The 24,912-nt window shown below is 38.6% G+C and carries 20 protein-coding genes and 2 pseudogenes; 8 read left to right on the forward strand and 14 right to left on the reverse strand.

The annotated features are described in order from the left end of the window. Positions 1 to 22: 22 nt before the first annotated feature. Both MSKOL_RS07985 and MSKOL_RS07990 read right to left on the reverse strand, forming a co-directional pair. The gene (locus MSKOL_RS07985) at positions 23 to 883 is read right to left on the reverse strand and encodes a class I SAM-dependent methyltransferase (protein WP_048155051.1); all 861 of its coding nucleotides are present in this window, start codon (positions 881 to 883) and stop codon (positions 23 to 25) included. After that, entirely contained in the window at positions 861 to 2,534 is a 1,674-nt protein-coding gene (locus MSKOL_RS07990) for an ABC transporter substrate-binding protein (RefSeq protein WP_048155054.1), read from the reverse strand. Before MSKOL_RS07990 ends, MSKOL_RS07985 begins: the two co-directional genes overlap by 23 nt. Before the next feature lie 339 nt (positions 2,535 to 2,873). Here MSKOL_RS07990 and MSKOL_RS07995 point away from each other — a divergent pair. Continuing rightward, a pseudogene (locus MSKOL_RS07995) lies at positions 2,874 to 3,863 on the forward strand (IS110 family transposase); the annotation flags it as partial. 57 nt (positions 3,864 to 3,920) lie between these two features. On the opposite strand, the gene MSKOL_RS08000 reads toward MSKOL_RS07995, so the two are convergent. From MSKOL_RS08000 to MSKOL_RS21335, 5 genes are all read right to left on the reverse strand, one after another. Next, positions 3,921 to 4,265 carry a carboxymuconolactone decarboxylase family protein gene (locus MSKOL_RS08000; protein WP_048120117.1) on the reverse strand — a complete coding sequence of 115 codons (345 nt, stop codon included), beginning with the start codon at positions 4,263 to 4,265 and terminating at the stop codon, positions 3,921 to 3,923. Positions 4,266 to 4,527: 262 nt separating this feature from the next. Further along, positions 4,528 to 4,749 (reverse strand): DUF2180 family protein, encoded by a 222-nt coding sequence (locus MSKOL_RS08005; RefSeq protein WP_052725385.1) that lies wholly within the window; start codon positions 4,747 to 4,749, stop codon positions 4,528 to 4,530. A gap of 27 nt (positions 4,750 to 4,776) precedes the next feature. Beyond that, the gene (locus MSKOL_RS08010) at positions 4,777 to 5,007 is read right to left on the reverse strand and encodes a DUF2180 family protein (RefSeq protein WP_048120119.1); all 231 of its coding nucleotides are present in this window, start codon (positions 5,005 to 5,007) and stop codon (positions 4,777 to 4,779) included. 210 nt (positions 5,008 to 5,217) lie between these two features. After that, positions 5,218 to 5,343 (reverse strand): desulfoferrodoxin FeS4 iron-binding domain-containing protein, encoded by a 126-nt coding sequence (locus MSKOL_RS08015; protein ID WP_048120120.1) that lies wholly within the window; start codon positions 5,341 to 5,343, stop codon positions 5,218 to 5,220. A 299-nt stretch (positions 5,344 to 5,642) separates the two neighbouring features. After that, entirely contained in the window at positions 5,643 to 5,765 is a 123-nt protein-coding gene (locus MSKOL_RS21335; RefSeq protein ID WP_255351974.1) for a hypothetical protein, read from the reverse strand. A gap of 1,396 nt (positions 5,766 to 7,161) precedes the next feature. Between MSKOL_RS21335 and MSKOL_RS19245 the strand changes: the two genes are divergently transcribed. The 5 genes from MSKOL_RS19245 (at position 7,162) to MSKOL_RS08040 (ending at position 12,709) form a co-directional block, all read left to right on the forward strand. Continuing rightward, positions 7,162 to 7,491, forward strand: coding sequence for a zinc ribbon domain-containing protein (locus MSKOL_RS19245; protein ID WP_082091070.1), 330 nt, complete (start codon positions 7,162 to 7,164; stop codon positions 7,489 to 7,491). A gap of 4 nt (positions 7,492 to 7,495) precedes the next feature. Next, complete coding sequence (locus tag MSKOL_RS08025; RefSeq protein WP_048120126.1) at positions 7,496 to 8,176, forward strand: zinc ribbon domain-containing protein; 681 nt, start codon at positions 7,496 to 7,498, stop codon at positions 8,174 to 8,176. A 309-nt stretch (positions 8,177 to 8,485) separates the two neighbouring features. Further along, positions 8,486 to 8,905, forward strand: a complete 420-nt coding sequence (locus tag MSKOL_RS08030) for a MarR family winged helix-turn-helix transcriptional regulator (protein WP_048120128.1) — start codon at positions 8,486 to 8,488, stop codon at positions 8,903 to 8,905. 84 nt (positions 8,906 to 8,989) lie between these two features. Next, positions 8,990 to 11,395, forward strand: a complete 2,406-nt coding sequence (gene lon, locus MSKOL_RS08035; RefSeq protein WP_369799536.1) for an endopeptidase La — start codon at positions 8,990 to 8,992, stop codon at positions 11,393 to 11,395. Between the two features lie 789 nt (positions 11,396 to 12,184). After that, positions 12,185 to 12,709, forward strand: coding sequence for a co-chaperone YbbN (locus MSKOL_RS08040; RefSeq protein ID WP_048155062.1), 525 nt, complete (start codon positions 12,185 to 12,187; stop codon positions 12,707 to 12,709). A gap of 92 nt (positions 12,710 to 12,801) precedes the next feature. Here MSKOL_RS08040 and MSKOL_RS08045 read toward each other — a convergent pair whose 3' ends face one another. The 3 genes from MSKOL_RS08045 to MSKOL_RS08055 all read right to left on the reverse strand — a co-directional run bounded on the left by MSKOL_RS08045 (position 12,802) and on the right by MSKOL_RS08055 (position 17,327). Further along, positions 12,802 to 14,481 carry an AarF/ABC1/UbiB kinase family protein gene (locus MSKOL_RS08045; RefSeq protein ID WP_048155066.1) on the reverse strand — a complete coding sequence of 560 codons (1,680 nt, stop codon included), beginning with the start codon at positions 14,479 to 14,481 and terminating at the stop codon, positions 12,802 to 12,804. Between the two features lie 320 nt (positions 14,482 to 14,801). Then, positions 14,802 to 15,770 carry a hypothetical protein gene (locus tag MSKOL_RS08050; RefSeq protein WP_231592541.1) on the reverse strand — a complete coding sequence of 323 codons (969 nt, stop codon included), beginning with the start codon at positions 15,768 to 15,770 and terminating at the stop codon, positions 14,802 to 14,804. A gap of 870 nt (positions 15,771 to 16,640) precedes the next feature. After that, positions 16,641 to 17,327 carry a hypothetical protein gene (locus tag MSKOL_RS08055; RefSeq protein WP_048155069.1) on the reverse strand — a complete coding sequence of 229 codons (687 nt, stop codon included), beginning with the start codon at positions 17,325 to 17,327 and terminating at the stop codon, positions 16,641 to 16,643. A 684-nt stretch (positions 17,328 to 18,011) separates the two neighbouring features. On the opposite strand from MSKOL_RS08055, the gene MSKOL_RS08060 reads away from it, so the two are divergent. Further along, positions 18,012 to 18,695 carry a flavodoxin family protein gene (locus tag MSKOL_RS08060; protein ID WP_048155072.1) on the forward strand — a complete coding sequence of 228 codons (684 nt, stop codon included), beginning with the start codon at positions 18,012 to 18,014 and terminating at the stop codon, positions 18,693 to 18,695. 593 nt (positions 18,696 to 19,288) lie between these two features. Here the strand turns inward: MSKOL_RS08060 and MSKOL_RS08070 are convergent. Continuing rightward, entirely contained in the window at positions 19,289 to 19,684 is a 396-nt protein-coding gene (locus MSKOL_RS08070) for a hypothetical protein (protein ID WP_156151009.1), read from the reverse strand. 1,232 nt (positions 19,685 to 20,916) lie between these two features. On the opposite strand from MSKOL_RS08070, the gene MSKOL_RS08075 reads away from it, so the two are divergent. Further along, entirely contained in the window at positions 20,917 to 21,117 is a 201-nt protein-coding gene (locus tag MSKOL_RS08075) for a hypothetical protein (RefSeq protein ID WP_048120144.1), read from the forward strand. A gap of 172 nt (positions 21,118 to 21,289) precedes the next feature. Here the strand turns inward: MSKOL_RS08075 and MSKOL_RS08080 are convergent. The 3 genes and pseudogenes from MSKOL_RS08080 to MSKOL_RS08090 all read right to left on the reverse strand — a co-directional run. Next, positions 21,290 to 21,817: pseudogene (locus tag MSKOL_RS08080) on the reverse strand (helix-turn-helix domain-containing protein); the annotation flags it as partial. 124 nt (positions 21,818 to 21,941) lie between these two features. After that, positions 21,942 to 22,487: a pyruvoyl-dependent arginine decarboxylase gene (locus MSKOL_RS08085; RefSeq protein ID WP_048120148.1), complete on the reverse strand. Its 546-nt coding sequence runs from the start codon at positions 22,485 to 22,487 to the stop codon at positions 21,942 to 21,944. 306 nt (positions 22,488 to 22,793) lie between these two features. After that, positions 22,794 to 24,845 carry a hydantoinase/oxoprolinase N-terminal domain-containing protein gene (locus tag MSKOL_RS08090; RefSeq protein ID WP_048158234.1) on the reverse strand — a complete coding sequence of 684 codons (2,052 nt, stop codon included), beginning with the start codon at positions 24,843 to 24,845 and terminating at the stop codon, positions 22,794 to 22,796. Between the last annotated feature and the right edge of the window lie 67 nt (positions 24,846 to 24,912).

Genomic DNA, 24,912 nt, shown 5'->3' on the forward strand with positions numbered 1-24,912 from the left:
ATCTTGCCTTCTTACTATCCAATCATCTGCCGTTAACGTTCCAAACCATCATACCGGTATATACGTCAGACTCAGAACGGTAAGTTCCATCTGGAGAGGCATTTTGATAATAATCCATTATTTTTTGTTTTGTTTCATCATCAAAATCCCGGCTCCGTCCAATGAAATCTATTGCCTGTTCTGCCGTTTCTTTCCAGTTTTGTTCATCCTTCCATTCGGAATGGTTGATCCGAAGCGATGGCTTGTAGCCTGAGAGGTAAAGATACATGAATGGATAAATTATGCCGTTCATGTTATTCTCGGATTTTTCACCGAGTATCGAACTCCTGATGTCACGATATGCCCTGTCCTCTTCTCTTCTCAAAAAGTTACTGTAATAACAGAGATTTTTTGAGCAAGCCATCATCTTGTCAAAACTTTCGATATCCTTTACTCCAGGAGTCATGGATGCAATTACCAGGTCAAATTCATTCCGGAATCCAAGCTCGTCTATGTCTGCGGTCCACCAGGAGCATTCAATGATATCTACCGGAAGAGACTCTTTTTTTACAGAATCTTTCAGTCTGTCAAGCATTCCGGATGAGATATCAAGTGCTGTCACCTCTGCTCCAAGCTTTGAAAGAGGGAGAGTGAGGGTACCGGGTCCGCACCCGATATCCAGGACTCTGGAACTTTCCGGATTAAAGCCGACCTCTTCAAGTAATCCGAGAATCTCATCGGTTCTCTTCTTTCTGTTATCTTTTTCAATGTTATTGGCATAGTTCCCAGACCGTTTGTTCCAGAACTCTGCCATCCTGCCCTCATCCTGGATCATCCCATTACCTGTAGCTTTTTTCCAGCATTCGATCAGGTTATCCATATTATCTTTTTGCTGCAATTCCATCCCTCTCTAAATACGAAAGAATACACTGTGTTCTTGCATGATGATCGTACCTGGTCATCCAGCCGTCATATTTTGAAATACGCCATACATCATACGACGTAGTATAATAGAGCGGTATTGTGGGTACATCATTAGCAAGCAAGGTCTGCATATTGTATACTATTTCTTTCCGTTTACTATCGTTCAATTCCTGCAATTCCTGGGTGCCAAGATCATTCAGGGTATCATTGTGGTAACCAAATATTGCTGCGCCAGATGATACACTTCCTGACTGTGAACCTGTATCACAGTACCTTGTACGGAGATAATCTGCGTCTGCTCCCCAGCCGCCAAAGCCGCTGATCGCAAGTTCAAAGTCTCCATTCTTTAGATTGGCATCACGTGATTTGCTCTCAAGGGCTTTTACCTGAACATCAATTCCCACTTCACTTAATCTCTCTTTTATAAGTTCACCAATACGGACTTCGCCACTAGCAAGAGATAATACATATGACAGTTTTTCCCCATTGTTGTCACGTATTCCATCTCCATCTGTGTCAGTCCATCCGGCTTCTTCAAGCAATGTTCGAGCTTTATCCGGGTTGTAGTCATATTTCGGCTGGTCAGGATTATACCAGATATGGTCTTCAGGGAGTATGCCCATTTTACCGGCTTTCCCTGCACCTCTTGCGATCTTTTCCACCAGTTCATCGCGATCAATGGCGTAAGCAAAGGCCCGCCTTATTCTACTGTCATTTAGCTCAGGACAGTTTTTCATATTGAAATAAAACTGGTAACCCCAGAAAGCCGGCTGCTGGACTATTCTTATATCAGAGTCTGATTTGAACCGGTCAAGAGTATCAGGCGATATACTTGTGAAATCTATTTGTCCCTGTTCAAAAGCTATTAGTGAGTCGCTGACCGGAATAAACTCGACGGCTTTAACGACAGGCTCTGGTCCCCAGAAATTCTCATTTGCTACAAACCGGTATGTTCCATGCTCTTTATTGTATTCATCAAGAATGTACGGACCAGTACCGATGACTGCCTTTGGATCAAGGAAACTGGTGGGATCGGAGACATCTTTGTATATATGTTCAGGTATGATTTCAAAACTCGTGAGCTTGTAAATGAATGTCGAAACAGGCTGAGCAAGTACGAACTTTACTGTACTGGAATTCACGACCTGAACATTATCTATAATATCGGACTCAATTCCGCCTGAAACGGGTACATTTTTCTGCTCATAATCAAAAGTAAATTTAACATCATTTGCTGTAAAAGGTACTCCATCGCTCCAGTTGACACCGTCACGGAGATAAACTGTATATTCTGTTCCATTTGAATTGACATCCCAGCTTTCAGCCAGCCAGGGAATTATACCTTTTTCATCCCTTTCGAACAGACTGTCAAAGATCATTCCAACTTTTGATGACCCAGGACCCCTCGGATATATCGTAAATGGCTGTGGATAGCCACAATCTCCTCCACTTAGATTAACAACATTCACATACTTTGATCCGTTGGAAGGGTTCTCAACCAATGCCCCGGTCTGATCAGAACTGTTTTCAGCCGATGACCCTGCCTGAGCACTGTCCTTATTAGTACAGCCCGCTGTCATTAAAATCAGGGCTATCAGGAAAATAGAAAATAATAACTTTTTTTTCTCCATCAAAGAACACCTATTTTGTGAATTAACCTGCCTAATCACCTGCAATAGGAATAAAGATACTAATAACGCCTACGTGTTATTACTTAAAACTATAAGAGTGTTACTAAATGTATTTGAAATAAAAAAACTTTATTAAATAAACTCCCAAAAAAATATATTAATTTGACAAGAATTTCCCAAAACAAAGTCAACCCGTTCAAAATATAGTTCTTGCCAAAAAAGAATTACTTTTCACTGAACTTTCATCCAGAATTATAATTCCATCTGCATAACCCAAAGAATACTCTCATTCATGGCTCTACAGAAATCTCGGAAAAAATGCAAAACGTAATCAAAATCATAGAGGTTTATAAATGTAAAAAAACGGACAAAATAGATTCAGAAGTAATTGCACAACTTGCATTGAATAAGATGGTTCAACCATCAAGAGTTTTTCCGAAAAGGCATAGAGAATTCAGGTCATACGTTAGGTTCAGACTAACTATTGTAAGGAAAAGAACCGATATTAAAAATGAAGCTCATGCTATCCTTTCTTCCGAAATGTTACATCTGGGTGATGTACTTACTGATATTTTTGGAAAAAATGGGAGAGCAATTCTAGCTGGAATCTCTTCAGGTAAGAATGTTGATCAGATTATAGAATCACTTTCTCCAAATGTAAAGAAAAAAGGTATTCAGATAAGAGAAATTCTGGACAGAGAAATCTCCCAGAGTGCTGCAATCAGACTTCAGATATGCCTGAACCTTATAAAACATTTAGATGATGAAATTGAAGTTCTGGAAAGGGAAATTTTCAATTATGCTTATCAAAAGCATAAAAGAGAAATGGAAATTTTGATGTCAGTTCCAGGTATTGGAGAGCTTGGTGTGGCAACTCTTATTGCTGAAATAGGTGATTTCAGGGATTTTTTATCGGGAGATAAACTTGCTTCATGGCTTGGTCTGGTTCCAAATGTGTATCAATCTGCAGATAAATACTATAACGGCAGAATCACAAAGAGAGGATCGAAAACAGCAAGATGGATTCTGATACAGATTGCTCAGGCAGCAGCAAGAACGAAAAATAGCAATTTAAAAGAGTTTTTTAACAGGAAAAAGAAGTCGATTGGACATTCTAAGGCAATCGTTGCTCTGGCAAGGAAAATTGCAACAATAATATGGCATCTTATCACAAAGGATGAGATGTACGAAGATGAAAAAGGATATAAAAAGGGAGAAATTCAAAAGAGAAAGATTGTTGAGACTGAGATATTCTCGGTTGATGAACGGATTAAAATAATTAGTGGAATATTCGCAATTATGGGAAAAGAGGGACGAGAGAGTACATGAGGAAGATATCTTCATGTACTTTCATGCTAAATAAATTAAATAAATGTTTTAAGTGTTTTATTTCAATAATTTCAGAGCTTCTCGGCAAGCAGCAACAGCCGGAGCTCCTGAGGTGATAAAGATAACTTCCATGGCTTCCATGATTTCTTCTTTAGTGACTCCATGATTAAGAGCACTTTTCATCTGCGCCACTGTACAGGCCTCACACTGCTTAGATGCCACAACTGCAAGAGCCATAAGGATTTTTGTTTTTGCAGGCAGAGCCCCGTCAGATAATAATTTTCCATCACAACGTCTGTACTTTGTAAGAAACTCAGGATCAAGTTCTTCAAGTGTTTCTAAGATCTGGGGCTTAAATCCCATTTTCTTTTCTATACTCTCTACTGTTTTATGGTCTGCCAAATTATGTCACCTACCTATAGAATAATATGTAGAAATATCAGACATTTCTTTTTATATTAAGACTTGACTGGTAAATAAAGAACTGCACAACTATAAATTTATAGATGAATCTTTGATTAAGCCCGTTCTGACCGATTTTCAACCCTTCTAGATTAGTACTTAGGGGCAAAGAAATTAGGGGCAAAGAAATAATGCCAATAAATTAAATTGGAACTAATCCTTCGGTCTAATGACGAACTGTAAAAATTTCGAAACCAGCTTTTTAGACGCAGCCGATGTCCCCAATAGTGGCGTCAATGCACTCACGACACATCATTCTGGGAAGATCTTTCTTTAGTGTCAAATGGGGAAGTGGATATCCTCCTTTCATAGGTAACTCTACTTCTTTGATATGATCCATGCAGAGACCTTTTCCACAGACAATGCAAACTCCTACTGCCTCACTTACTTTATTTTCTTCAGAGCAATCATAACATTTCAGCATTTTTTATCACCTCAACAAACTCCATTATCAACAAACTTCATTAAATAGACAGTTTTCCTTCAGGGCTTCATGGCAAGAATAGCACATAATTCTTTTAATGTGTTCAATGTCAGGCTTCAGTTCAATTGGATAACTTCCTTCCCATACAGGAGTTTCCTCGCGGATAAGATGCTCTTTGCAAACCCCTCTACCACACGCAATACAAATCCCAACGGCGTCCGTGTCTTTACCTTCTTTAGCGCATTCATAGCATTTCATAAGCTTTCCTCCAGGTAAGAAAAAGTTGTTTATTTATCCGAAAATTTGGTTAAGGAATGGTAAAAATATAACTTCAAATTTTCAGCTTGGGAATTGATCTGCAGTTCCGTTTCCCTAAATAATCATTTTTGGCAACAAAAACCTTTGATATTATATTTGAATCATTCCTAAATGCATGAAAGTATAATTAATTAAGTTATGCGGATGATTTTATTCCTCAACAAGAGTCATTTCCTGGCCACAACAAACAAGAGTTCCTCCACCTACTTCTTCTACTACAACTTCGTTACCGCATATCTCACAAAGATATCTTTCCCCTTTAGCAGATACACCCATAAACCTTTCACTCCTGTTCCGTTAAGTTATTATCTCAAAGCAATTTAATTAAACTTTCCTGTTGCTAGACTTATTCAGTTTTTAGAGAACAATCCAAAAATTCAAAGCCAATTCTCTGAAAACTTTAATGACAAAAAATTAAGTTTGCTATGGGTGAGATCTTAAAAGACATATGTCTTATGTACCGTAAAAGGATTATCAAAGAAAAAAACACTGATCTCTTTTCATGTTTTTTCATAAACATGGAATGTGCTTGTTTTCTGATTTTATTAAAGACTCACCCACTAGCGAGAACCTGCTTACTTGCAGGTGTCAAGAAGCCCTTTCTTTTTACCTCCCCTTTGTTCAGAGGGGTGTATCGGCTCAACTTTTGCTTCTTCTTCCTTTGTTTCTGCCTTCTTTTCTTTTTCATGATGGGTCATAGATTCAACTCCTTAATCAGTTATATTTTTAACAATTTTTATAGATTATACAGTTTGATCAAATTTATCAACTTTCAAATGATTCCCAATTTTTATGATTCCCAATTTCATGTTATGTTCAGATTGCTCCTGCCAACTTTATTCAGATACATTGACAGTTTTTTCCCATCCCTCCTTATGACCAATAAGACATCAACTGAATCAAATTTGAGAATATATACACAACTTAGATATTTCATTATCCTGGGATCACAAAATTTGAGATTGATTCTGCTAGTAATTAACTGAAATCAATCAAATTCTTTTATGTTACAATAAATAATTCTCCCAGTAGTTACTCAATTATCCTCGTAATTATTTTAAATTATTTATATGAAAAATTGTTTCTTAACAAAAGACAGTTTAGCATAAAATATTTTAAAGCCGGAAAATAATTTTATATTAATAAAGTATGCTGATTATCTGTATAAAATCATTTTTTTCCTTATGCACAGACATTACAACAAAACCTACGCATTGAGATTTTTTAAAACAAATTTTATGTAAAGTGGGTAAATCAAAGTTGCGCTGGCGCATCCCGCAGCAAGCTAGTGAGGTATTCGACTGAAATAAAAAAAGGAACAGGAGAGAAAATATTTTCGATTATATAACTAACAGAGTCTTATATCTTACAGATTGTTTTAACTAAAAATAATCAAAAAACATACATGATATTCTTCGAAGAACATGCCCCAAAAATGAAAGTACTTGAGAGCACTTTCATGCCAAACGTACATGATACTCTTCGAATAACATGCACAAACAATGAAAATGCTTGCAGATGGCAGCATTTTCATGCCAAATATAAAGAAATGAGTAAAGAAGAACAGACCTTTTCGATGAAAATGCCTCCAAAAATTAGAGAGTTTTTTTTGAAGGGAAAATTTTTGCGCTGAAATTTTTTTGATGGCTAACCAGTAGCTACTTTTACGACTCTATCTCCTTCTGAAGTTACATGAATTTTCTCACTAACAAGTAAAATAGAACAATAAAGCAAAGGATAAGGAATAAGTGCATCAATGCTCCAAGCATCACTTCAGAACTTACGTCGTGGTCTTTAAAATAAGGAATATTTTGTTTCAAAGTGGAGAGGAGATTGCCAATCGAGTCTGTCATGGTTGTAAAATAATTTTTCCTATATATAGAATTATAGTTTTGAGTTTCTTGTAACTTTCCTGATAATACCCGATTCTGCGCCGTTTCATTGAGAAAATGATCAGGGTTCAAGTCTGATTTTTTGAGACCCTGAATTTTACAGTTCAATATAGAAAATTTAAAAAACTACAATACAATAAATATTGATAGTATATTTGTCGGGCATCTTCCAGGCAAATAAAAAGTTAACAAAGGGAAAGAGATGGCCAGTTATAAACATCCGTGTAACTACTGCGGTAAATTAATCGCTCGTGATTCTAATTTCTGTCCGTTCTGTACGCATGAGAACCCTCTTGGGCCTATGAGATGCCCTGTATGCAGGTACCCTCTTGAGGACGGGGCAAAAGTCTGCGGGCACTGCGGCGTTTTGCTGTGGATCACATGTCAAAGTTGCGGAAAAGAAATATTTCTCGGGGATAAATGCAGCAATTGCAGTGCTCCAATTCTAATTGTCTGCCCTAATCCGAAATGCAGGACCGAACAGTCCCCTGCAAGCAAGAATTGTATCAAATGCGGTAAACCGTTGAGGTGATAATATGGGATTCAAGACATCACAACTCCAACCTTTTACAAGGAACTATGAAGACAACAGTTCAGAAGCAGGTTTCCAGTTTACTTTCTACTGTGACATCTGTGAAGACGGCTATAAAACAAGATTCATCGAATCCAAAACATATAAGAAGACAGGCCTGTTTGGCATGGTTGGAAGAGCCCTTTCTGCAGGCTCCGACCTTGTAGGCCAGTACGGTGTTGGAAATGCACTGGAAAGAGGCGTGGATATACTCAACGACCGAAAGCAGGGAATGTCTCCTGAATGGCGCAAGGAGTGGGAAGATGCCTTTGAAATAGCCCAGAATGAGGCAAAAGAACATTTCTTCAGGTGCCCAAGATGCAAGCACTATGTCTGTGAAGCCGACTGGAATGAGCAGGATAATCTCTGTGTAGAATGTGCACCAAGGGAAAATGTTGAGCTGACTGCAATAAGAGCAGAACGCATGGTAGATGAAATGAGGGACAAAGCTGAAAATGCAAACGTATTTAAAGGAAATATAGAGAGAAGGCAAACTTTATGTCCGGAATGCGGCAAACCCTCAGGTGAAGGAAAATTCTGTAATAACTGCGGAGCATCCCTTACCCTCACAAAATGTCCAAACTGTGGCAACAAGGTCTCCATTGGTACCAGGTTCTGCGGAGAATGTGGTACAAAGTTAAATTAATCTCTCTGAGTGAACTACTCCTCCCTGAATCCTTTGCCTGACAGCTCAGGTTCGAGGTAGGAGCTTTTTTGGTTCATTATTTTTTCTATTGAAGGATAAGTCACACAAACCCTTCTCCGCTTTCCGCGGGTGTCGGATAACTAAATAATTAGTGGAATATTCGCAAATTTGTTTGATTTTAAAAAATTACCTCTCATGTCCTTATTGGAGCATGGACAAACATACGTTAACCTTCCAATCCCTGACCGGAGGTTGCCCAGCCAAAAACTATATAATTAGTCAATACCTAACTAACTATCCAGATTCAGCATGACAGAGAAAAAAGAGCATTTGTTATTAGTCTTTGAAAATCTGATCAAAATCAAAAGCGAATGCTCCTGTGAGATCCTCTCTCAATGCGGGTTATCGGATATCACTATAAAACAGATCGGATATCTGAAGATTATCGATGAACATGGGGACGTGACTTTTAGCAGGCTTGCTAAGATCACCCGAAACTCAAAGCCGACCATCACAGAGATGGTAAACAAATTCGTAAAAATGGACTGCGTGTACAAAGAAAAGTCCTCGGAAGACGGGAGAATATTTTACATTCGCCTGACTGAAAAAGGACGGAGAATAGCTCGTGCCGAAGAAAACGCATTGTTGAAGGTCATTGAAAAAATGGCAGGATCTCTGGACGAGAAAGAAATTGACACGCTTATCGACCTCCTTGAAAAGGTGTGGTAATTTTTTTTGTCCAGCGAAAAAGTTAGGTTAATTCAAACTAAATAATTGGACTGACCTGGTAGACAGAAGAACAAATTCAAAAAAATGAGACGATTGACAATGTATCCAGAACAACCCGATGAAAACAGAGAAAGCATCGTAATGCCGCTCTTTGAGGTAGTTGTCTACCCGAAAAGCCGGGCCAAATTCCTTGCTGACAAAGTCACAGGAGAAACCCTCCTGAATGACATGAAAAACGCTGAATCTGTATATGCCATCGGGCTGACAGTACAAAGCGGCACAAAACCTTCCGACCTGACAGAGGATAAACTGTATAGAACTGGAAATCTCCTTTACATTAAATATGTCCAGCCTGCCGATAATGGATATCTCGTTGTTGCAAGGGCTCTAGAAAGGGTAGAGGCTATTTCTCTGTATAGGAAAAATGGGCTGTTCTACACAACTTACAGGCCTGTCCATGATCTGCCGGATTTCAATGAGGATGCTGAGACCGAGGCAATGGCAAATATAAAAAAGACAATTCACGAGATCAGCAACAGGTTCCAGGGCTCCGAACAGTTTACCCGGTCAATAGATAAGATGGACTCCATTGACCAGATAATAGGCTTTGTCATGCCGTATATACCCGTAAAACTTGCCGAAAAGCAGAACCTCCTGGAGCTTGCCTCGGTTCGTGAGAGGCATCTTGTGTTCCTTCATATCCTAACAAAGCATAAAGAAAATATCAATCTCCAGATCGAAATGGCAAGAAAAGTCACTGACAAAATAAGCAAGTCAAATCGAGAGGCAATGCTCCGCGAGCAACTGAAAGTGATTCAGGAAGAGCTCAACGAAGGGAATGACTCGCTTTCAGGCGATGCTGCATACAGGGAGAAAATTGAAAACTCAACCATGCCTGATGATGTAAAAAAGAAGGCATTTTCCGAATTAAAGAAACTAGAAACCGGAGGCAGTCACAATCCTGAAGCCCCTGTTATAAGGAATTATCTTGACCTCCTGATCGACCTTCCCTGGGTAACCGAGGAGAAAAAGAGCATCGATATTGCCGAAGCCCGTCGGGTGCTTGAGAGCAACCACAACGGACTGGAGAAGGTCAAAGAGAGAATAATCCAGCACCTGGCAGTCATGAAATTAAAACATGAGAAGCAGGGCTCAATTCTTCTTCTGATAGGGCCGCCCGGAACCGGAAAAACAAGCCTTGGGAAAAGCATTGCTGATGCTCTGGGCAGAAAATATATCAGGGCCAGCCTCGGAGGCGTCAAGGACGAAGCCGAAATCCGGGGACACAGGCGGACATATATCGGCGCCCTGCCCGGAAGAATTATTCAGGGCATGAGAAAAGCAGGCACGAAAAATCCTGTGTTTATTCTTGATGAGGTCGATAAGCTTTCAACTTCCTACTCGGGAGACCCGGCAAGTGCTCTCCTGGAAGTCCTTGACCCTGAACAAAACAGCACGTTCTCAGACCACTATCTGGAAATCCCATATGACCTGTCCGATGTCCTGTTCATAGCTACAGCTAACTCCCTGACAAGTATCCCCTGGCCTCTTCTTGACAGAATGGAGACCATTGAGATCTCAGGTTACACAAAGAATGAGAAACTTGCAATTGCAAAAGACCACCTGGTGCCCTGCATACTGGAAGACCACGGCCTTGATGCGGAGAAACTTAAAATTGAAGATGAAGCCCTGCAAGTAATCATCGAGAAGTATACCCGCGAAGCTGGTGTCCGTGGGCTTAAAAAGCAGCTTGCTAAGATTGCAAGGTTTGTGTCCGAAAAGATCGTGTCAGGCAAGGCCGACCTTCCTTACGTGGTCAGGGCTGATATGCTCAAAGAAATTCTCGGAAAAGAGATAATCCGGCAGGAAGAAGCCAGAAAAGAGAATGTCCCAGGCGTTGTTACAGGGCTTGCATGGACGCCAGTGGGAGGAGATATCCTCTTCATAGAAGGTACGTTTATGCCAGGCAGTGGAAAACTCACGCTTACAGGCCAGCTTGGGGATGTGATGAAAGAATCTGCAAAGATATCTTTGAGTCTTGTCAGGTCAAGGCTTGCAAACACTGCAAACAGCTTTGACTTTACTTCAAGCGATATCCACATCCATGTGCCTTCAGGTGCAACCCCGAAAGACGGCCCGTCAGCAGGCGTAACCCTCTTTACCGCCCTCACATCCCTCATAACCGGCAAAGCGGTTGACCCCAAGCTTGCCATGACAGGGGAAATAACATTGAGCGGTGCAGTACTGCCCGTTGGAGGCATAAAAGAAAAAGTTCTGGCAGCTCACAGGGCAGGCATAAAGAAGATAATCCTGCCAAAAGAGAACGAGAGGGACCTTGAGGATGTACCTGAAGATGCCAGAAACGAACTTCAGTTCGTGCCTGTAGAGACCATCGAAGAGGTCTTGAGAGAAGCTCTGGATATTGATCTGCCCAGGCCGGTAGTACCCTCATATTCGGGAAACAGCTTTGCAATTACGCATAGTGTATAAACGTTAAGAAATGCAGGATTGGGCTTATGGTTTTCAGACCATAATACCCATCCAATTTTTCCTCCTAATTTTTCTTTTTGATTTCCTCTTGATTTTTCTTCCTGATTTTTCTTCCTGATTTTTCTTCCTGATTTTTCTTCCTGATTTTTCTTCCTGATTTTTCTTCCTGATTTTCTCTAATTTTCCTTCCTGATTTCCTCCTGACTCAGTACCAAAATCCAGTGATAAACGTGAAATTGAAAATCACTAGATTTTATAATTGGTTATAATCCATTAAATACGTCCTCTCGATGGAAGTCTTTCGATATCAAATATTGAGTTTGATTGAAGAACGAATTCTTCCTGCAAGTTCATGATTTCAATCGAAAAATACAAAAATCACTAGATTTTGGACCAGAGTCCTTTTTAGGGTATGTCAAAAAGTATTATACTTATTGTAACTTTTATAGTTAGAAGCGTGCACAAATTAACTGATATTTAATATTATAAACTATTGTAACTGATACAACATGCCACCATTGACTTTTTGGATAGGCTCTACGTAACAATTTAGCCTACTCAAATAAGTTTATTGATATTCGTTTTGACTTCGCATATAAGTATGATAATTAATGGAAAATGTAAAAAAGCAATCAATACAACCATTAAAAAAATCAACTCACAGAAGTTAGTTCATTGAATATCAATAAATATGGCTGTTTGTTGTTTTACTCAGACATTTGCTTTCAGTTTTACTGCGGAAATCCTATAGAAAATAAAACATTAATCATGTAGTAGCAGACGATCAACATGAAGCAATTAGTTATATTATCAATTCTGATTATAGCTGTGCTTTTTACAGCTGGTTGTACTGAGCCAAACCCTACTCAAGAATCTCATGATAATGGTTATGTTGTCAATACAACCGAACTTCATTATAATGGTTCCATTGTCAATACGACCGAACTTGAGCAGATAAATACATCACTTGAGAAAGGCCCGGTCTTTTTGAAAGTCGGCGCCGAATGGTGTGGGCCATGCCAGAAAATGGAGCCTATCCTTCAGGAACTGGCAAATAAATATGAAGGAAAAGCAACGATCATGTCTGTAGATCTAGAACAAAGCCCTGAATTTATTGAGTATTTCGGAATAAGCTCTATTCCTGACTCATCTGTGATCATAGGTATTGAAAACGGAGAATACGTATATATGCAAGAGGATGGAAACGTCAGCAAGGACAGGTTCACGGCCAGAATTCTTGGACTCAGGGATCAGCAAGAATTCGAAAAAGTTCTGGATCTAGCGCTGCAGAAAGAAAATATCAAATCCAAATAAAATCCCCAAATAAAATCCACTTTTTGCAGTAAAATTTCAAATTCATAATTTTTCGTGCTATCTATTTTTCTGCAAAGTATACATTTGGAAAGTCACATCCTGCCTGTCTTGAATATATTATATATAAGCCACAGTCCAAAGATGCTGGCAACAACGAAACTGAATGTGCCAAGAAAAGGAACACCCCAAACAAGAGGTCTCATATGTGTCTGAATGACCAGAGAGGAAGCGACAATCATAGCAGAGATAATCAGACTGATAGATAACCGATTACTTGCAACGTCAATCTCGGACACCAGCCGGTTGCCTTCCTCAGATTCAAATTTTATTTTCAAATAGCCATTTTCAGCATGATCAAGTATATGTGAGATTTTATTCGGTGCTTTTCGAAAGAGACGCGTCCAGCTTGAAATATTGTTATAGGCCTTGTGAGCCAGGTTTTGTGGATAAAAACGCTTTTTCAATTCGTTTTTTGCATAAGGTTCGAGAAGTTCGCTAAAATTTAAATCCGGGTCCATTATAAGTCCAAAGCTTTCAACAGCCACTATACCTCTGACCAGTAAGACTATATTATGAGGCATCGCAACCTGGTGGTCTCTTAAAATGCTTATCAATTCTTCAATTATCATGGAGGCATCAAGGTTTTTAAGAGACTTACCATAGTATTTGGATCGAAAAGATTCAACATCCTCTTTCAATAACCTTGTGTCTGCATAAGAGTCTATACAACCCATATCTCGGAGTAACTCGATGAACAACGAACTATCTCCATTAACTAAAGCTACCATGCCATCCAGAAACATATCGCATATTTCCGAGGAAAGGTGGCCTGTCATTCCAAAATCAAGAAAAGCTACGATCCCGTTTTCCATTATAAGGATGTTTCCGGGATGCAGGTCTGCATGGAAAAAGCCATCTTCAAATACCTGCTGCATGAAAGCTTCTATGACTACAGAAGCTATAGTGCTCCTATCAAAGCCCTGCCTGTCCAGTAAATCCACACGGCTACTTTTTATACCTCTGATATATTCCAGTGTCAACACACATGTGTTTGTATAGTCCCAGTAAACCCGTGGAATATGGACCTGACTATTTTCCCTGAAATTGTCTGCAAAACGATCTGCATTCCAGCCCTCCTGAGTATAATCTATTTCTGCAAGAATACTGCGAGATAACTCGTCAACAATCTCAATCGGCCTGTATAATCTCGCTTCTGGCATATGTTCATCAACAAGCCTGGCTATACTGTACATAATGTCCAGATCAGATTCGATTACCTCCTTTATGCCAGGACGCTGGACTTTAACAACAACCTCATCGCCATCTTTTATCTTTGCCCTATGCACCTGCCCAATGGATGCACAGGCAAGTGGTTTTTTTTCAAAACACTCAAATAATTCTTCAATTGGATGGCCGAGTTCTTCTCTTATAATTAGCTCGACTTCTTCAAATTCAAAAGAAGGCGCCTCGTCCTGAAGTTTTGCAAACTCGGCAGCATATTCCAGAGGAATAAGGTCGTGCCTCATGCTCAGTAATTGACCTAACTTAATGTAGGTCGGACCCAGTTCCTCAAGTATCTTACGTACTCTAACCGGGCCTGAAGTGTTGAGCCTGTCCATCTTATCTTTATTGTTAAACTTATAGGTCAAATCCCTGATACTGCTCAAACCTATCTTTTCAACAACATATCCAAACCCATACTTCTGGAGAACCTCGATTATCTGGCCATATCGTTTCAACATGGCATAGCGATGAAGCTTTTTACGTATCATAATGTCATTAGCCTGGAATTTTTATGGGGGTTGTTAATTTATTTTTATAATAAGTTAACAGGATATATTATATATTTTTAGTTATCCTTATATTAGAGTTCCTGTTTCTTATCCCGTTTTCATATTGTTCAAATTATTTACAAACTCCAGATCCCAGGAGATAAAGAAATTCCTTAAGCTTCAGATAGGGAAAGAAAAAAATTGCTTAAGCTTTGGATAGGGAGATAAAAAATTCCTTAAGCTTCGGGTAGGGAGATAAAGAAATTCCTTAAGCTTCAGGCAGGGAGATAAAGAAATTCCTTAAGCTTCAAGCAGTTTCATTACATCATTAAAGAGGTGTGTGAAAATTCAAAGTTGCCCACCGCTTCAGGAGGAAGTCCTATTTCTTCAAACATCTCCCTGAAAAATGCGCGATATTTCTTTTCAGGTATCGACTCTCCGACGCTTCCGACATGCATTATGATTTCAAGCCTGACCTTTCCTGAAGAATCGAGTTCAACTATATACCTGTTCCCTGTGTACCTGTTACCCTTATCAAAAGTCACGACCCCTGCTTTTGGGACAAAATAACTTACTGAACCTACCTGGTTCCCGTCCTTTAAAAAAACTTCTTTCGTATCCGAGCCTATATCGGGGCCTCTATAAAAACCCAAAACGTAATTGTCGTAACTGGAATCATCACTGTTTTCCTTAAGATAGGCATGTACAGCCGGAAAATCCGGAGACTCGTTTACCTGTATTTCGGCGTCCCATGTCTGATTTTGTGCAGCTTTTTTCAGAGCCTCAAGATACTTTTCCGAAGCTTTTTCATCCGAGCCGAAGAGGAGCCCTAATTTTTCAAGCATCCAGGAGTCATCAGGAAATTCCGATAGCTGTAACGGAGACTTGGGGTCGGAATGGCTAAAATTCGAGACTGCAATACAGGTTTTAATCCCGGTTTCAGTTCCGTTTTCACATACAAAGACCATAAGCTCGGAGTCATCTTTATAGTTAAGCCTTATATTCTGCACAAGAACAGCACTTCCGAAGTTTTCCCGGACTTCAGAGACATCTCCTGGTTCAAAGCCCGAAAAGTTTCCGGGCCAGGGCCATGAACCTTCTATCTCATAACCAGCTTTCTCCGCTTTCGTAAGTACGGAATTGTAGTCAAAAGACCCAATATCAACTTCTTCGGAGTAGTACCAGGAACTGTCAAGTAAATCCATTAATAAGAAAGGGCCGTAGAGAAACAGCATAAATAGAATGAGCGGGAGCAATAATAATATCAGTATGGCTTTTTGCTTATTCATGAGACTCTCAACTCTGGAAAAGCTTCAGTGGACTGGGAGGCCGTTTTTGTTCCTTTGTTCCTTATATGTAGAATCTTAAAAATACTGGAATTATAATTGGAGTTTTTCACATTATTATATGAAACAGATCCACTTACTAAATAATTTATATATTTCCACTACTTATTTAAAAAATTATCTATAATCAGAGAAAAAAGCGCAGGTAGACCAAAGAATCTGGCTCGGAAACTTTCCCAGGGTTCAACAGCTTGGATAGTATACTGGGCTTTTCGTCATTCTCTATGGATAAGATGATTTTCAATTCAATACCTCATTGGTTTTTATGAGGACATTATGAGAATATTCACACAAAACAACGAAGAGCCGTATACTGAAAGTTCTGTAAATTCTAATTTGTGATACATAGGCTTTGTTGCAAAATCTATGTAAAAATATCCATTAATTCTACCTATGCGTTTCTTACTATTTTTTTATGTTTGATAGTGTTACGGCGATAGGTCATAACTGCTATATTCCCATATGTTATAGAATAAATAAAGTTCAGAAACGATTTTCATAAAAATATGTTGAATAAATGTCAAATTGTCAACATGCGTTCAGGCTTATGCAGGCCTTGAGAATAGACAAGTTTCTGAGAACTTCAAGACCAAGCTGTGAGCATCTCCTAGATTAGTGCCCGCAACGAAATAACCTATGCAACTTTTAATTTATTGTAACTTTGATTGGCGATCTTGATAGTGAAAATCAAAATGCCCAATCGGGAACATTTATAGGTTATTCTAGCCTTATTGCCTTTCAGCAATGCAGAGGTTTTACTAAAAATAAATTTCTGCAGGAGAAACAACATTAATCTCAATTATTAGTGAAAACTTATTCGGTTAAAATGCTTAGTACTTGTTCATAAGAACCGCAAATAAACTCAAGAGACTCGTGGCTTATGTCGAATTGGTCTCCACCAAATGTAAATTTATTATTCCATAAATTACACATGTCGCCGGTGTATTTTGGATCAAGTCTAGTGTCTATATGCTCTAGATGATTACGCGCTTTATTATACGGTTCAAATTTTGGCTTTAGATTTCTCCATAAAGCCGACAGTTCCTCATTACTTTCTTTTTCGGCTAATTTTTCAATAAGATTTTGTACCTTGTCGCAACATATAAAATAGAAGTGTATGTCCAAAAACAACGTGCGAGTATTTTCTTTACCTTGCCCGTTCTTTTCTTCGAGTTTGTTACGATTTTCTTCATAAATTGCTCTTATTTTTTCATGAATTCCATCTAATTTTTGAGAACATTGTGGGAAGTTTTCAGTTTTCAATATATCTTCTATTTCCTTCAGATATTGGTCTGTTTCTTTCCATACACGTTTTGATTCTTCTTCAAACTCTTTTATTAACCTAAAATCATCCATCCTTGTAGATTGGATTCTATTCCATTGGATAATTGCTCCATTAACATAATCTTCCATTAGGCCTAACAAAACATAGCTTTCATGGCTTTCTCTTCTAAACCTAAGTGGAATATTTAAAAAATTGATACTATCATATAATTCCACAGAAATACTAGCTCCTCGCATAAAGTTGATTATCTACAGTTATCTCTGTTTTTATTTTATATAACTTTTCATTTATTTTAGATAAATGATAATTTATTTAGATTTATTATGACTGGATCTTTCACATTTACAATGCATAGGTTTTGCGATAAAACTATATTTTTCCAGAGAATTTTAGGGTAATTAGGGTAAGTATAATCAGTCAAGGGTCAAAATGTAGAGCTTTTGGGAAAAATTATGCTTATGGAATCCAGTATTTTTCCCTATAAATAACTGTATTTCTTTGGATTTCAATCCTTTAGCCACTAAAATAAAACATATCAACGGCAACCTACCCATTGTAATGGTATTTGTGGTGTTATTTGTGACGTTATTTTTCCCTCTGTTCTTGTCGGTCGAAATTCACTACTCGACTTCGGAGAAAAACTTTCTAAAAAACTGTTCTTTTTTCCAAGTTTTTCTGTTTCTAGCTATTGAGAGAATACTGTAGTAATCTGTAAAGTAGTGAAACCTATAACTTTTCAAAGTTTTCAGATAAAACTCGCCCATGATCCCAATAATCTGTAACGTAGTGAAACTTATAACCATAGTGATTACATAAAGAAAACTAAGGACCTGTATTGCCTAACGTACCTATATTGCGAATATAAATGTAAAGAAAGTTAAAAACCCGAGGTAAAAGTCATGAAAGTGATAGCAATAAACGGAAGTCCTCGAAAGAACTGGAACACAGCCACCCTGCTGGAAAAAACCCTTGAAGGTGCAGCTTCAGAAGGTGCAGAAACCGAATTAATCCACCTCTATGACCTTGACTTTAAAGGCTGTATAAGTTGTTTTGCCTGCAAATTAAAAGGTGGAAAAAGCTTTGGAAAGTGCGCAGTAAAGGATGAACTGACACCTGTACTTGAAAGGCTGGAGGAAGCCGATGCTGTAATACTCGGATCGCCAATTTACCTTGGAAATTCCACAGGAGAAATGCGGTCCTTTATGGAACGTTATATATTCCCGTATATAACCTACTCTACTGACATACAAACATTTTATCCCAAAAATATTTCTGTTGGTTTTATCTACACTATGAACATCACTGAGGACCTTTTTGAGCTGGTTGGGACTAATAAGCTTATTGAGGCAAACGAATGGGTTGCAACAAAGATATTTGGGTATTCCGAATCATTATGCAGCACAGATACATACCAGTTTGATGATTATTCAAAATACGCTTCGTCTGTTTTCAATCCTCAGGAAAAGGCAAATAGGCGAAAAGAAGTATTCCCTCAGGACTGCCAGAAAGCCTTTGAGATGGGAGCCAGATTCGTTAAACGGCAAAAAGCTCTGAAAGAACAGAACAAAAGCAGTAAAACTTGAGTTATTTTACTTCCTGAAACCGATTTTTAACTCCTGTGATATCGAAAACATCCGCCAGTTTGTCTGGCGGCCCTGCACAAAAAGGAGAAATACGTGGAAGAAGAAGGCTTAAAAAGGCAAAAAACAGGAAAAAGAAGATTAAAAAACAAAAAAAATCTTCACCATCCCCTATGGATAAAATGATTTCCAATTCAAGGCTGCATTGGTTTTTATGAGGACATTATGAGGATAATCGCATAGTAAAATATTTTGTCACAATTATAGGATCAAATCTTCCTGTCGTTGTCGTCAAACCTATTACTGTTATCTCGTTTTGTTCCTGTTATTGTCGCAGGGTGCTATATTTAACTTAATGATAAAATTGTTACTTACAGTGCAAGACAGTACAAAACAGAATGCCAGGAAAACTCCCAGCATCTGTTTTATTTTCAATACATGACCCACTCCAAACTTTAATTGAACTCATTTCTTTATCCCGATTGTTGTTTATTTAATAGAGGGGTGTATGACGAGATAACTACCTTCTTATACAGCCAATTTTTTATACAGCCAATCCTCATCTTTTTTTTATAGTGGCTTTTACGTAGTGGCTTTTATCTGCTGTAGAATACATAGGAGTACTCGTAGTAGTAGCTATAGAATTTGTTGTAAGAACTGCAGAACGTATTGTAGCTGACGAACCAGCTCATATACATTTTGTACCATTTGTTGTACTCTTTGCCATGTTTCTTATTGTTCCACTTTTTCCTGTCGTTATCCCACTTTTTCCTGTCGTTATCCCACTTTCTCTTATCGTTATCCCACTTTCTCTTATCGTTATCAAATTTTCTCTTGTCGTTATCCCACTTCTTTCCGTTGTAGTTGTCAAACTTAAATTTATTTCCATCCTTTTTGTTCTTATTATTGTCCCAAGGAGCTGCACTGACTGATGCAACTGTCACTGACAGTACAAAACAGACTGCCAGGAAAATTCCCAATGTCTTTTTCATTTCTAACACATACCTCACTCCAGAAATTTATTCTCCAGAAATTTATTTAAACTCTTTTTATTTATAAAACGTTATTTATTTCTTTGGTTTTTATTTTACTTTGATTATATTACGTGATTTTGTTTTATACCTTAAATTACCTGTTAAATTTACTCTGTTAAATTTGCTTATTCTAGGTGTCCTGCCGACTACACGCAGCTTGACAATTTTAAAATTCGTTATATAAAATATAAATATACTTATACCAAAAAATAGCTTAAAAAGGTTTAATTAATGAAATAATAGTTTTAAATGATTTAATTTGTAAAATAAATGTTTTTAAAACTTAAAACTTATTTTTATCGACATATAACGTGTTTACTGCTTATAAACCGCCTTAACATTGGTTTTTCAAGGCGAACTGCCAGGATCTAAGGTATATAAGCCTTTTAACAGATTAAAAAAAATCTGGTTGTATTTGCTCTTTATATACGATCAACAATTTTCTTTATGGTTGTGTCTTTGAATTACGGCTTCTGTTATCGATTAAGCATTTTTTGCCTGAATATAGGTTTTTTCAAGCAAAATGGGATTTAATGGAAGTTTTTAGGGAAAATAAGTTTTTTTAAACTTTAAAATCCATATATCTGAATAAATAATAGAAATAACATGGAAAAAACCTCTTTAAATCATTAGATCTTACAAAAAAGTGAAAAATTTGCTTATTTTATTTTCCAGGCACATGCATAAGAAGCTACTTTACGATTAATGACAGCACAAGAGCTATGCAGTACGTAGCTTAACTAAAAAACCAGTATCATGAGCTTAAAACGCTTTATCATTCCTGCTGATTCGGTGGACGTGGTAAGGTCCAGGAATCTTAGCCCGCTGGTGTCAAGCACTTCTATGGTCAGGTGCGTGTATTTTCGGTTTGGTATTCGTGGAAAAGTCTAATAAAATAAAATAAAATACATAAAATCTGAAAGATTTGGTTAAAAATAGTCCGGATGACATCTTTTAAGGTAAGATGGAAATTCATTTTTCAGGAACTCGATATCCGCTTCATGTAACGAAAAAGTGCATAAACGAATTGCAAAAACAAGCTCTAAAAACAATTTCAATATCAGTTGTAACCCAATATAAGTTATAATCCAATATAAGTTGTAACCCAATATCAGTTTGACTCCATTCGGATCGAACCTGAAATCTATATGAAATCATATGGCAGACAAAGCTAAAGATGTTCTAGCAATGTGAAAAAGAAGGTGACATTCTGGATAAATAATATTGAAGATAAAAATATTGAACATAGCATTAATGGGGATTGGGCATCCGGTTATTGGGGAGTTGGGGGGTATGGGGGGTTATTAAAAAGAGTTAAAAGGTCTCTTATGACCTTCCCAGATGCCCAATACGCTAAGAGTACTTCATTGTATATAAACTTAAAGATTTAATCGTAGATTGGCTAAGGATAGTCAAATTATGTAAAAAATAAACCTTTGCAAAGTGGCTCTGGTGTTACGATGGAAACTTTCAATAAAATCTCAAATTTACGGCATTTGTGATGCCAGATTCATATCTATAAGTCCGAGGCCAAATAATGCAACTTCACAATGAGATACAATGAGGTTTTTCCGGATCATAGTCTTCTTCAAAGACTGAGAACGTCATACATTCTTTTCCTACATTCTGCGCCTATATTTTGGATGCACCACTTTCTCTTCGACCAGGGCTTATTTTTGCTTTTTTTAAAACAAGCCTGATGCTCTCTTTGTTTATTGTCTCAAAACCTTCTTTTTTCTTCAATTCTTCAGTAAGCAGTGCAAGTGTCCACTTTTTTCTTCCATCAGGAGGTGTAGTACATGCTTGAGCTATGATTTCTGCAATGTGTTTCTCTGTATATTTTATGGGTTGACCAGTTCTTGGATTATCTTGAAGAGCTCTTTGGAGACCTTCCTCCAAATATCTCTTCTTGGTTCTCCCAACGGTATTCCTGCCGACATTCAGTATTTCAGCGATCTCCAGATTCTTTTTATTCTTATTTGCAAGTAATAGAATTCGTGCTCTGATCAATTCTCTTGCATTTTTCTGTCCTTTTTTAACAAAGTCCTGGAGGTATTGCTCCTCGTTATCTTTAAGTTTGATTTTCACCATAAAGAGCTCTATAACATTTTAAGTATATAAAAACGCACTAAATTTAAATTGTCATGACCTCGTTTCTAAAACATAGTTTCTTAAAGTTTTTAATTTGTCTTTCTCAACTCATTTATTCTGTGACTTATATTGTGACGAAAACCATTGCAGCTACAACCGTGGTCCATTTTCCATCCTTGTCGCCGTTTGCGGTCTGGCACATATGGAATGTGTCAAAGATATGCCCGCTCGCCTTGTAGACCTGCTCTCTCTCATGCCAGGCCATTTCTGCGTTAAACTCTATTCCAAGGGTGGTCGCAAGCATTGTTGCCGCCAGGTCTTCAGCATATTCTCCTGCAATAATTTCTTCTTCTCCAAAAGAATGATGTTCGGAAATGTACCCGTAGTTGTCTTCATTTACAGGAACTGCAGTCCCTATGGCTGCAGCCATTAAACGATGAGGCTCATTAGTATCATTCCTTGCAAGTACACAATGGACAATGGCACCAGGTTTTAACTCTGCAAGTCCTTCTTCTCTGGGTACGACTTTGCAATTCGGGGGCAGAATACTTGAAACACTTACAAGATTGAATTTCTCAATTTTTGCAGCCCTTAGCGCAAGTTCAAAAGATGCTAATCGGTCTTTGTGTACCCCTGTACCCTTTGTCAAAAATGATTTTTTTGGGATCATGTTAACTCCTTCAGGACTTACGCAGTTGAAATGAAGAATCAATAGCTTCAGACCGTTAACTGCCTAAAAACCGACTTTAATCCACAGTTTTTGCCTTAATTGATTTTGCTTCTCAAGTGCGTAAGTCCTATCCTTAAGAGATTTATGCATTTACTGTGCGGTTTCCATTGTATGAGCAACCGGCACATATTATAAAAGTTCCAAATTCGTTTGAAAATTTTTTAATTGTTATAAGTTAAACTACTGAGCTCATAGTTATATCTTTAATTTCTGAAACGTAAGCCACAGTTATGAACTTTACCCTTTTTACTCATAATTTTCAGAGATAGAGAATTCTCCACAGGAATTACAACCCAGCGAATGGACCTGCCTGTTTAGGTCTGTAAAGCCATCATCTTTTTTCCTCTGACCAGAAAGAGCTTTTTCATAGACATTAGAATTTGCAACCCCTTCAAAGATAAATCTTGTCTCTATCGGAATTTCACCTGCATGGACTTTTATATCTTTTTTTTGTACATTAACTGTAACCTGGTCAGGGAGAAGCCCGGATTCGGCCATATAATCAAGAATCAGCTTTCTTCCAAACTCCTCAGCAAACTCCACGGCTTCACTCCGGATTATGAAATGCCTCCTTCCTACAGGTGTGTACACAAAGATCCCTTTTGTTTTAAGGTCATACTTGGACTCACTGTAAAGCGTGCGCACTGTTATCTCAATGCGTTTTGTCCCTTTTCCTGCAAGAGCTCCGACAGCATTTCCAACCTCTGAGTGTTCAGGAGCAAAGACTTCGGCATCTATAAGCTTCTTCAGTTCGTCCACATATGCCCTTACAGGCCCTCCAAGCAGGACAACAGGGATATCCACTTTAAAACGAGCGAAGAAATTGCCATCAAGCATTTTTTCAATTTCTTTCCTGTTCACTCCTTCCATCAGAAAAGCAATAAGGTCTCGGGCCATGTTTCTGGCAAAGAGCCGCTTAACATTTAGACAGAACTCATCCCTGTCAATCCCTATGAAGTTTGCAAGCAGAGTAGCTCCGATTTCCGAAGCTTCAACATTCCATTCAGTATATTCACCAAGCACATGAAGCGCATCTGTTGGGGTAAAACCGATTACCTGAACAAGCCGCTTCTGGATTAGAGAATCCATTACTCTCTTTGGAGGGAGGATACTTTTGTCCCAGTAGACATCTTTGAGGGAACGCGGTTCATCCCGTATAAGGGCAAGGAGCTCTTTTTCTTCCCGGTTCAAATTGACAGGTTTCTGCTCTGTCCGGACAAAGAACTTTGTTGCCTGGATATGTTCGTCCAGCTTGAGCCTGTCCGGAATCCAGCGCTTTTTCAAAGTGTTCATAAAATCAGGGTACAGGACTGCTGCCCTGCAGAGAGGGATAACCCGTCTGGGGCCTATGTGTATATTGCCGCTCTGGACCCAGATATGACTGTCTCCGCCCATAGCCGAAGTTTCCATACGCAGAGCTCTGACTTTTGTTTGCCAGCCTCCCACAACTGCTCCTGCCTCACTGAGGTCTGGCAGTCCTTTGTGGACCAGGGAGACGTCCGTGCTTGTTCCTCCGACGTCAATTACAGTGCAGGTCTCATGCCCGGACAGATAGGAAGCTCCAAGGAGACTTGCTGCAGGGCCTGAAAAGACCGATTCTATGGGTTTTTTCATAGCCTCCTGCATGCTTACTACAGAACCGTCGCAGCGGAGCATGGCAATTCTCGGGTTAAGACCTCTTCTTTCGATCTCAGTTACTATCGTTTTTAAGAAGCCCTCTGCTACAGGCAGGAGCTGGGCATTGAGGTAGGCAGTAACTCCCCTTTCATAAGCCCCGAGCGATTGGGCCAGTTCATGCCCGCAGACAACGGGCAGCCCTGTCAATTCCTGGATCAGGGTTTTTACACGCAGCTCATGCTCCGGATTTCTCACACTGAAGTAAGAAGAGACTGCAAAAGCCGATACCCTGTCTTTTATTTCAAGTACGAATTTTTCGACTGCTGGCAGGTCAAGGACTGCGACTTCTTCGCCATTACTGTCATGCCCTCCCTTTACCATAATCCAGTTCTCAATTCCCGAATCTTCAGGAACATCATAATTTCCGATAAGGATGAGCCCAACAGGATATCCTGTTCCTTCAAGAATAGTATTGGTGGCAAGAGTAGTTGAAACCGAAACTACAGTCACGAGTTTTATCTTTTCCGGGTCAAGTCCGTCAATTGACTTCTTTATTCCTTCTATAGGATCAGGATAAGTTGTGAGGGCCTTGTTTGAGCATACAACTTTTCCATCCGATTTCCTGATTAAAACCGAATCAGTATAAGTTCCACCTGCATCAATGCCCAGATCATATGCCATTTTTGAACTGCATTCCATTTTTATATCTCCACATTTACTTTCTGGCGTTTTTGCATTACTCTTTCCT

Source organism: Methanosarcina sp. Kolksee (assembly GCF_000969945.1).
Lineage (GTDB): Archaea > Halobacteriota > Methanosarcinia > Methanosarcinales > Methanosarcinaceae > Methanosarcina > Methanosarcina vacuolata.

Excerpts from the sequence above, each read along its gene's own strand:
- MSKOL_RS08085 (WP_048120148.1), bottom strand. The coding sequence starts at position 22,487 with ATGATCCCAAAAAAATCATTTTTGACAAAGGGTACAGGGGTACACAAA.
- MSKOL_RS08010 (WP_048120119.1), bottom strand. The coding sequence starts at position 5,007 with ATGAAATGCTATGAATGCGCTAAAGAAGGTAAAGACACGGACGCCGTT.
- MSKOL_RS08045 (WP_048155066.1), bottom strand. The coding sequence starts at position 14,481 with ATGATACGTAAAAAGCTTCATCGCTATGCCATGTTGAAACGATATGGC.
- MSKOL_RS08040 (WP_048155062.1), top strand. The coding sequence starts at position 12,185 with ATGAAGCAATTAGTTATATTATCAATTCTGATTATAGCTGTGCTTTTT.
- MSKOL_RS08060 (WP_048155072.1), top strand. The coding sequence starts at position 18,012 with ATGAAAGTGATAGCAATAAACGGAAGTCCTCGAAAGAACTGGAACACA.
- MSKOL_RS08030 (WP_048120128.1), top strand. The coding sequence starts at position 8,486 with ATGACAGAGAAAAAAGAGCATTTGTTATTAGTCTTTGAAAATCTGATC.
- MSKOL_RS21335 (WP_255351974.1), bottom strand. The coding sequence starts at position 5,765 with ATGACCCATCATGAAAAAGAAAAGAAGGCAGAAACAAAGGAAGAAGAA.
- lon (WP_369799536.1), top strand. The coding sequence starts at position 8,990 with ATGAGACGATTGACAATGTATCCAGAACAACCCGATGAAAACAGAGAA.
- MSKOL_RS19245 (WP_082091070.1), top strand. The coding sequence starts at position 7,162 with ATGGCCAGTTATAAACATCCGTGTAACTACTGCGGTAAATTAATCGCT.
- MSKOL_RS08005 (WP_052725385.1), bottom strand. The coding sequence starts at position 4,749 with ATGCTGAAATGTTATGATTGCTCTGAAGAAAATAAAGTAAGTGAGGCA.
- MSKOL_RS07990 (WP_048155054.1), bottom strand. The coding sequence starts at position 2,534 with ATGGAGAAAAAAAAGTTATTATTTTCTATTTTCCTGATAGCCCTGATT.
- MSKOL_RS08070 (WP_156151009.1), bottom strand. The coding sequence starts at position 19,684 with ATGAAAAAGACATTGGGAATTTTCCTGGCAGTCTGTTTTGTACTGTCA.
- MSKOL_RS08015 (WP_048120120.1), bottom strand. The coding sequence starts at position 5,343 with ATGGGTGTATCTGCTAAAGGGGAAAGATATCTTTGTGAGATATGCGGT.
- MSKOL_RS08025 (WP_048120126.1), top strand. The coding sequence starts at position 7,496 with ATGGGATTCAAGACATCACAACTCCAACCTTTTACAAGGAACTATGAA.
- MSKOL_RS08050 (WP_231592541.1), bottom strand. The coding sequence starts at position 15,770 with ATGAATAAGCAAAAAGCCATACTGATATTATTATTGCTCCCGCTCATT.
- MSKOL_RS08090 (WP_048158234.1), bottom strand. The coding sequence starts at position 24,845 with ATGGCATATGATCTGGGCATTGATGCAGGTGGAACTTATACTGATTCG.
- MSKOL_RS07985 (WP_048155051.1), bottom strand. The coding sequence starts at position 883 with ATGGAATTGCAGCAAAAAGATAATATGGATAACCTGATCGAATGCTGG.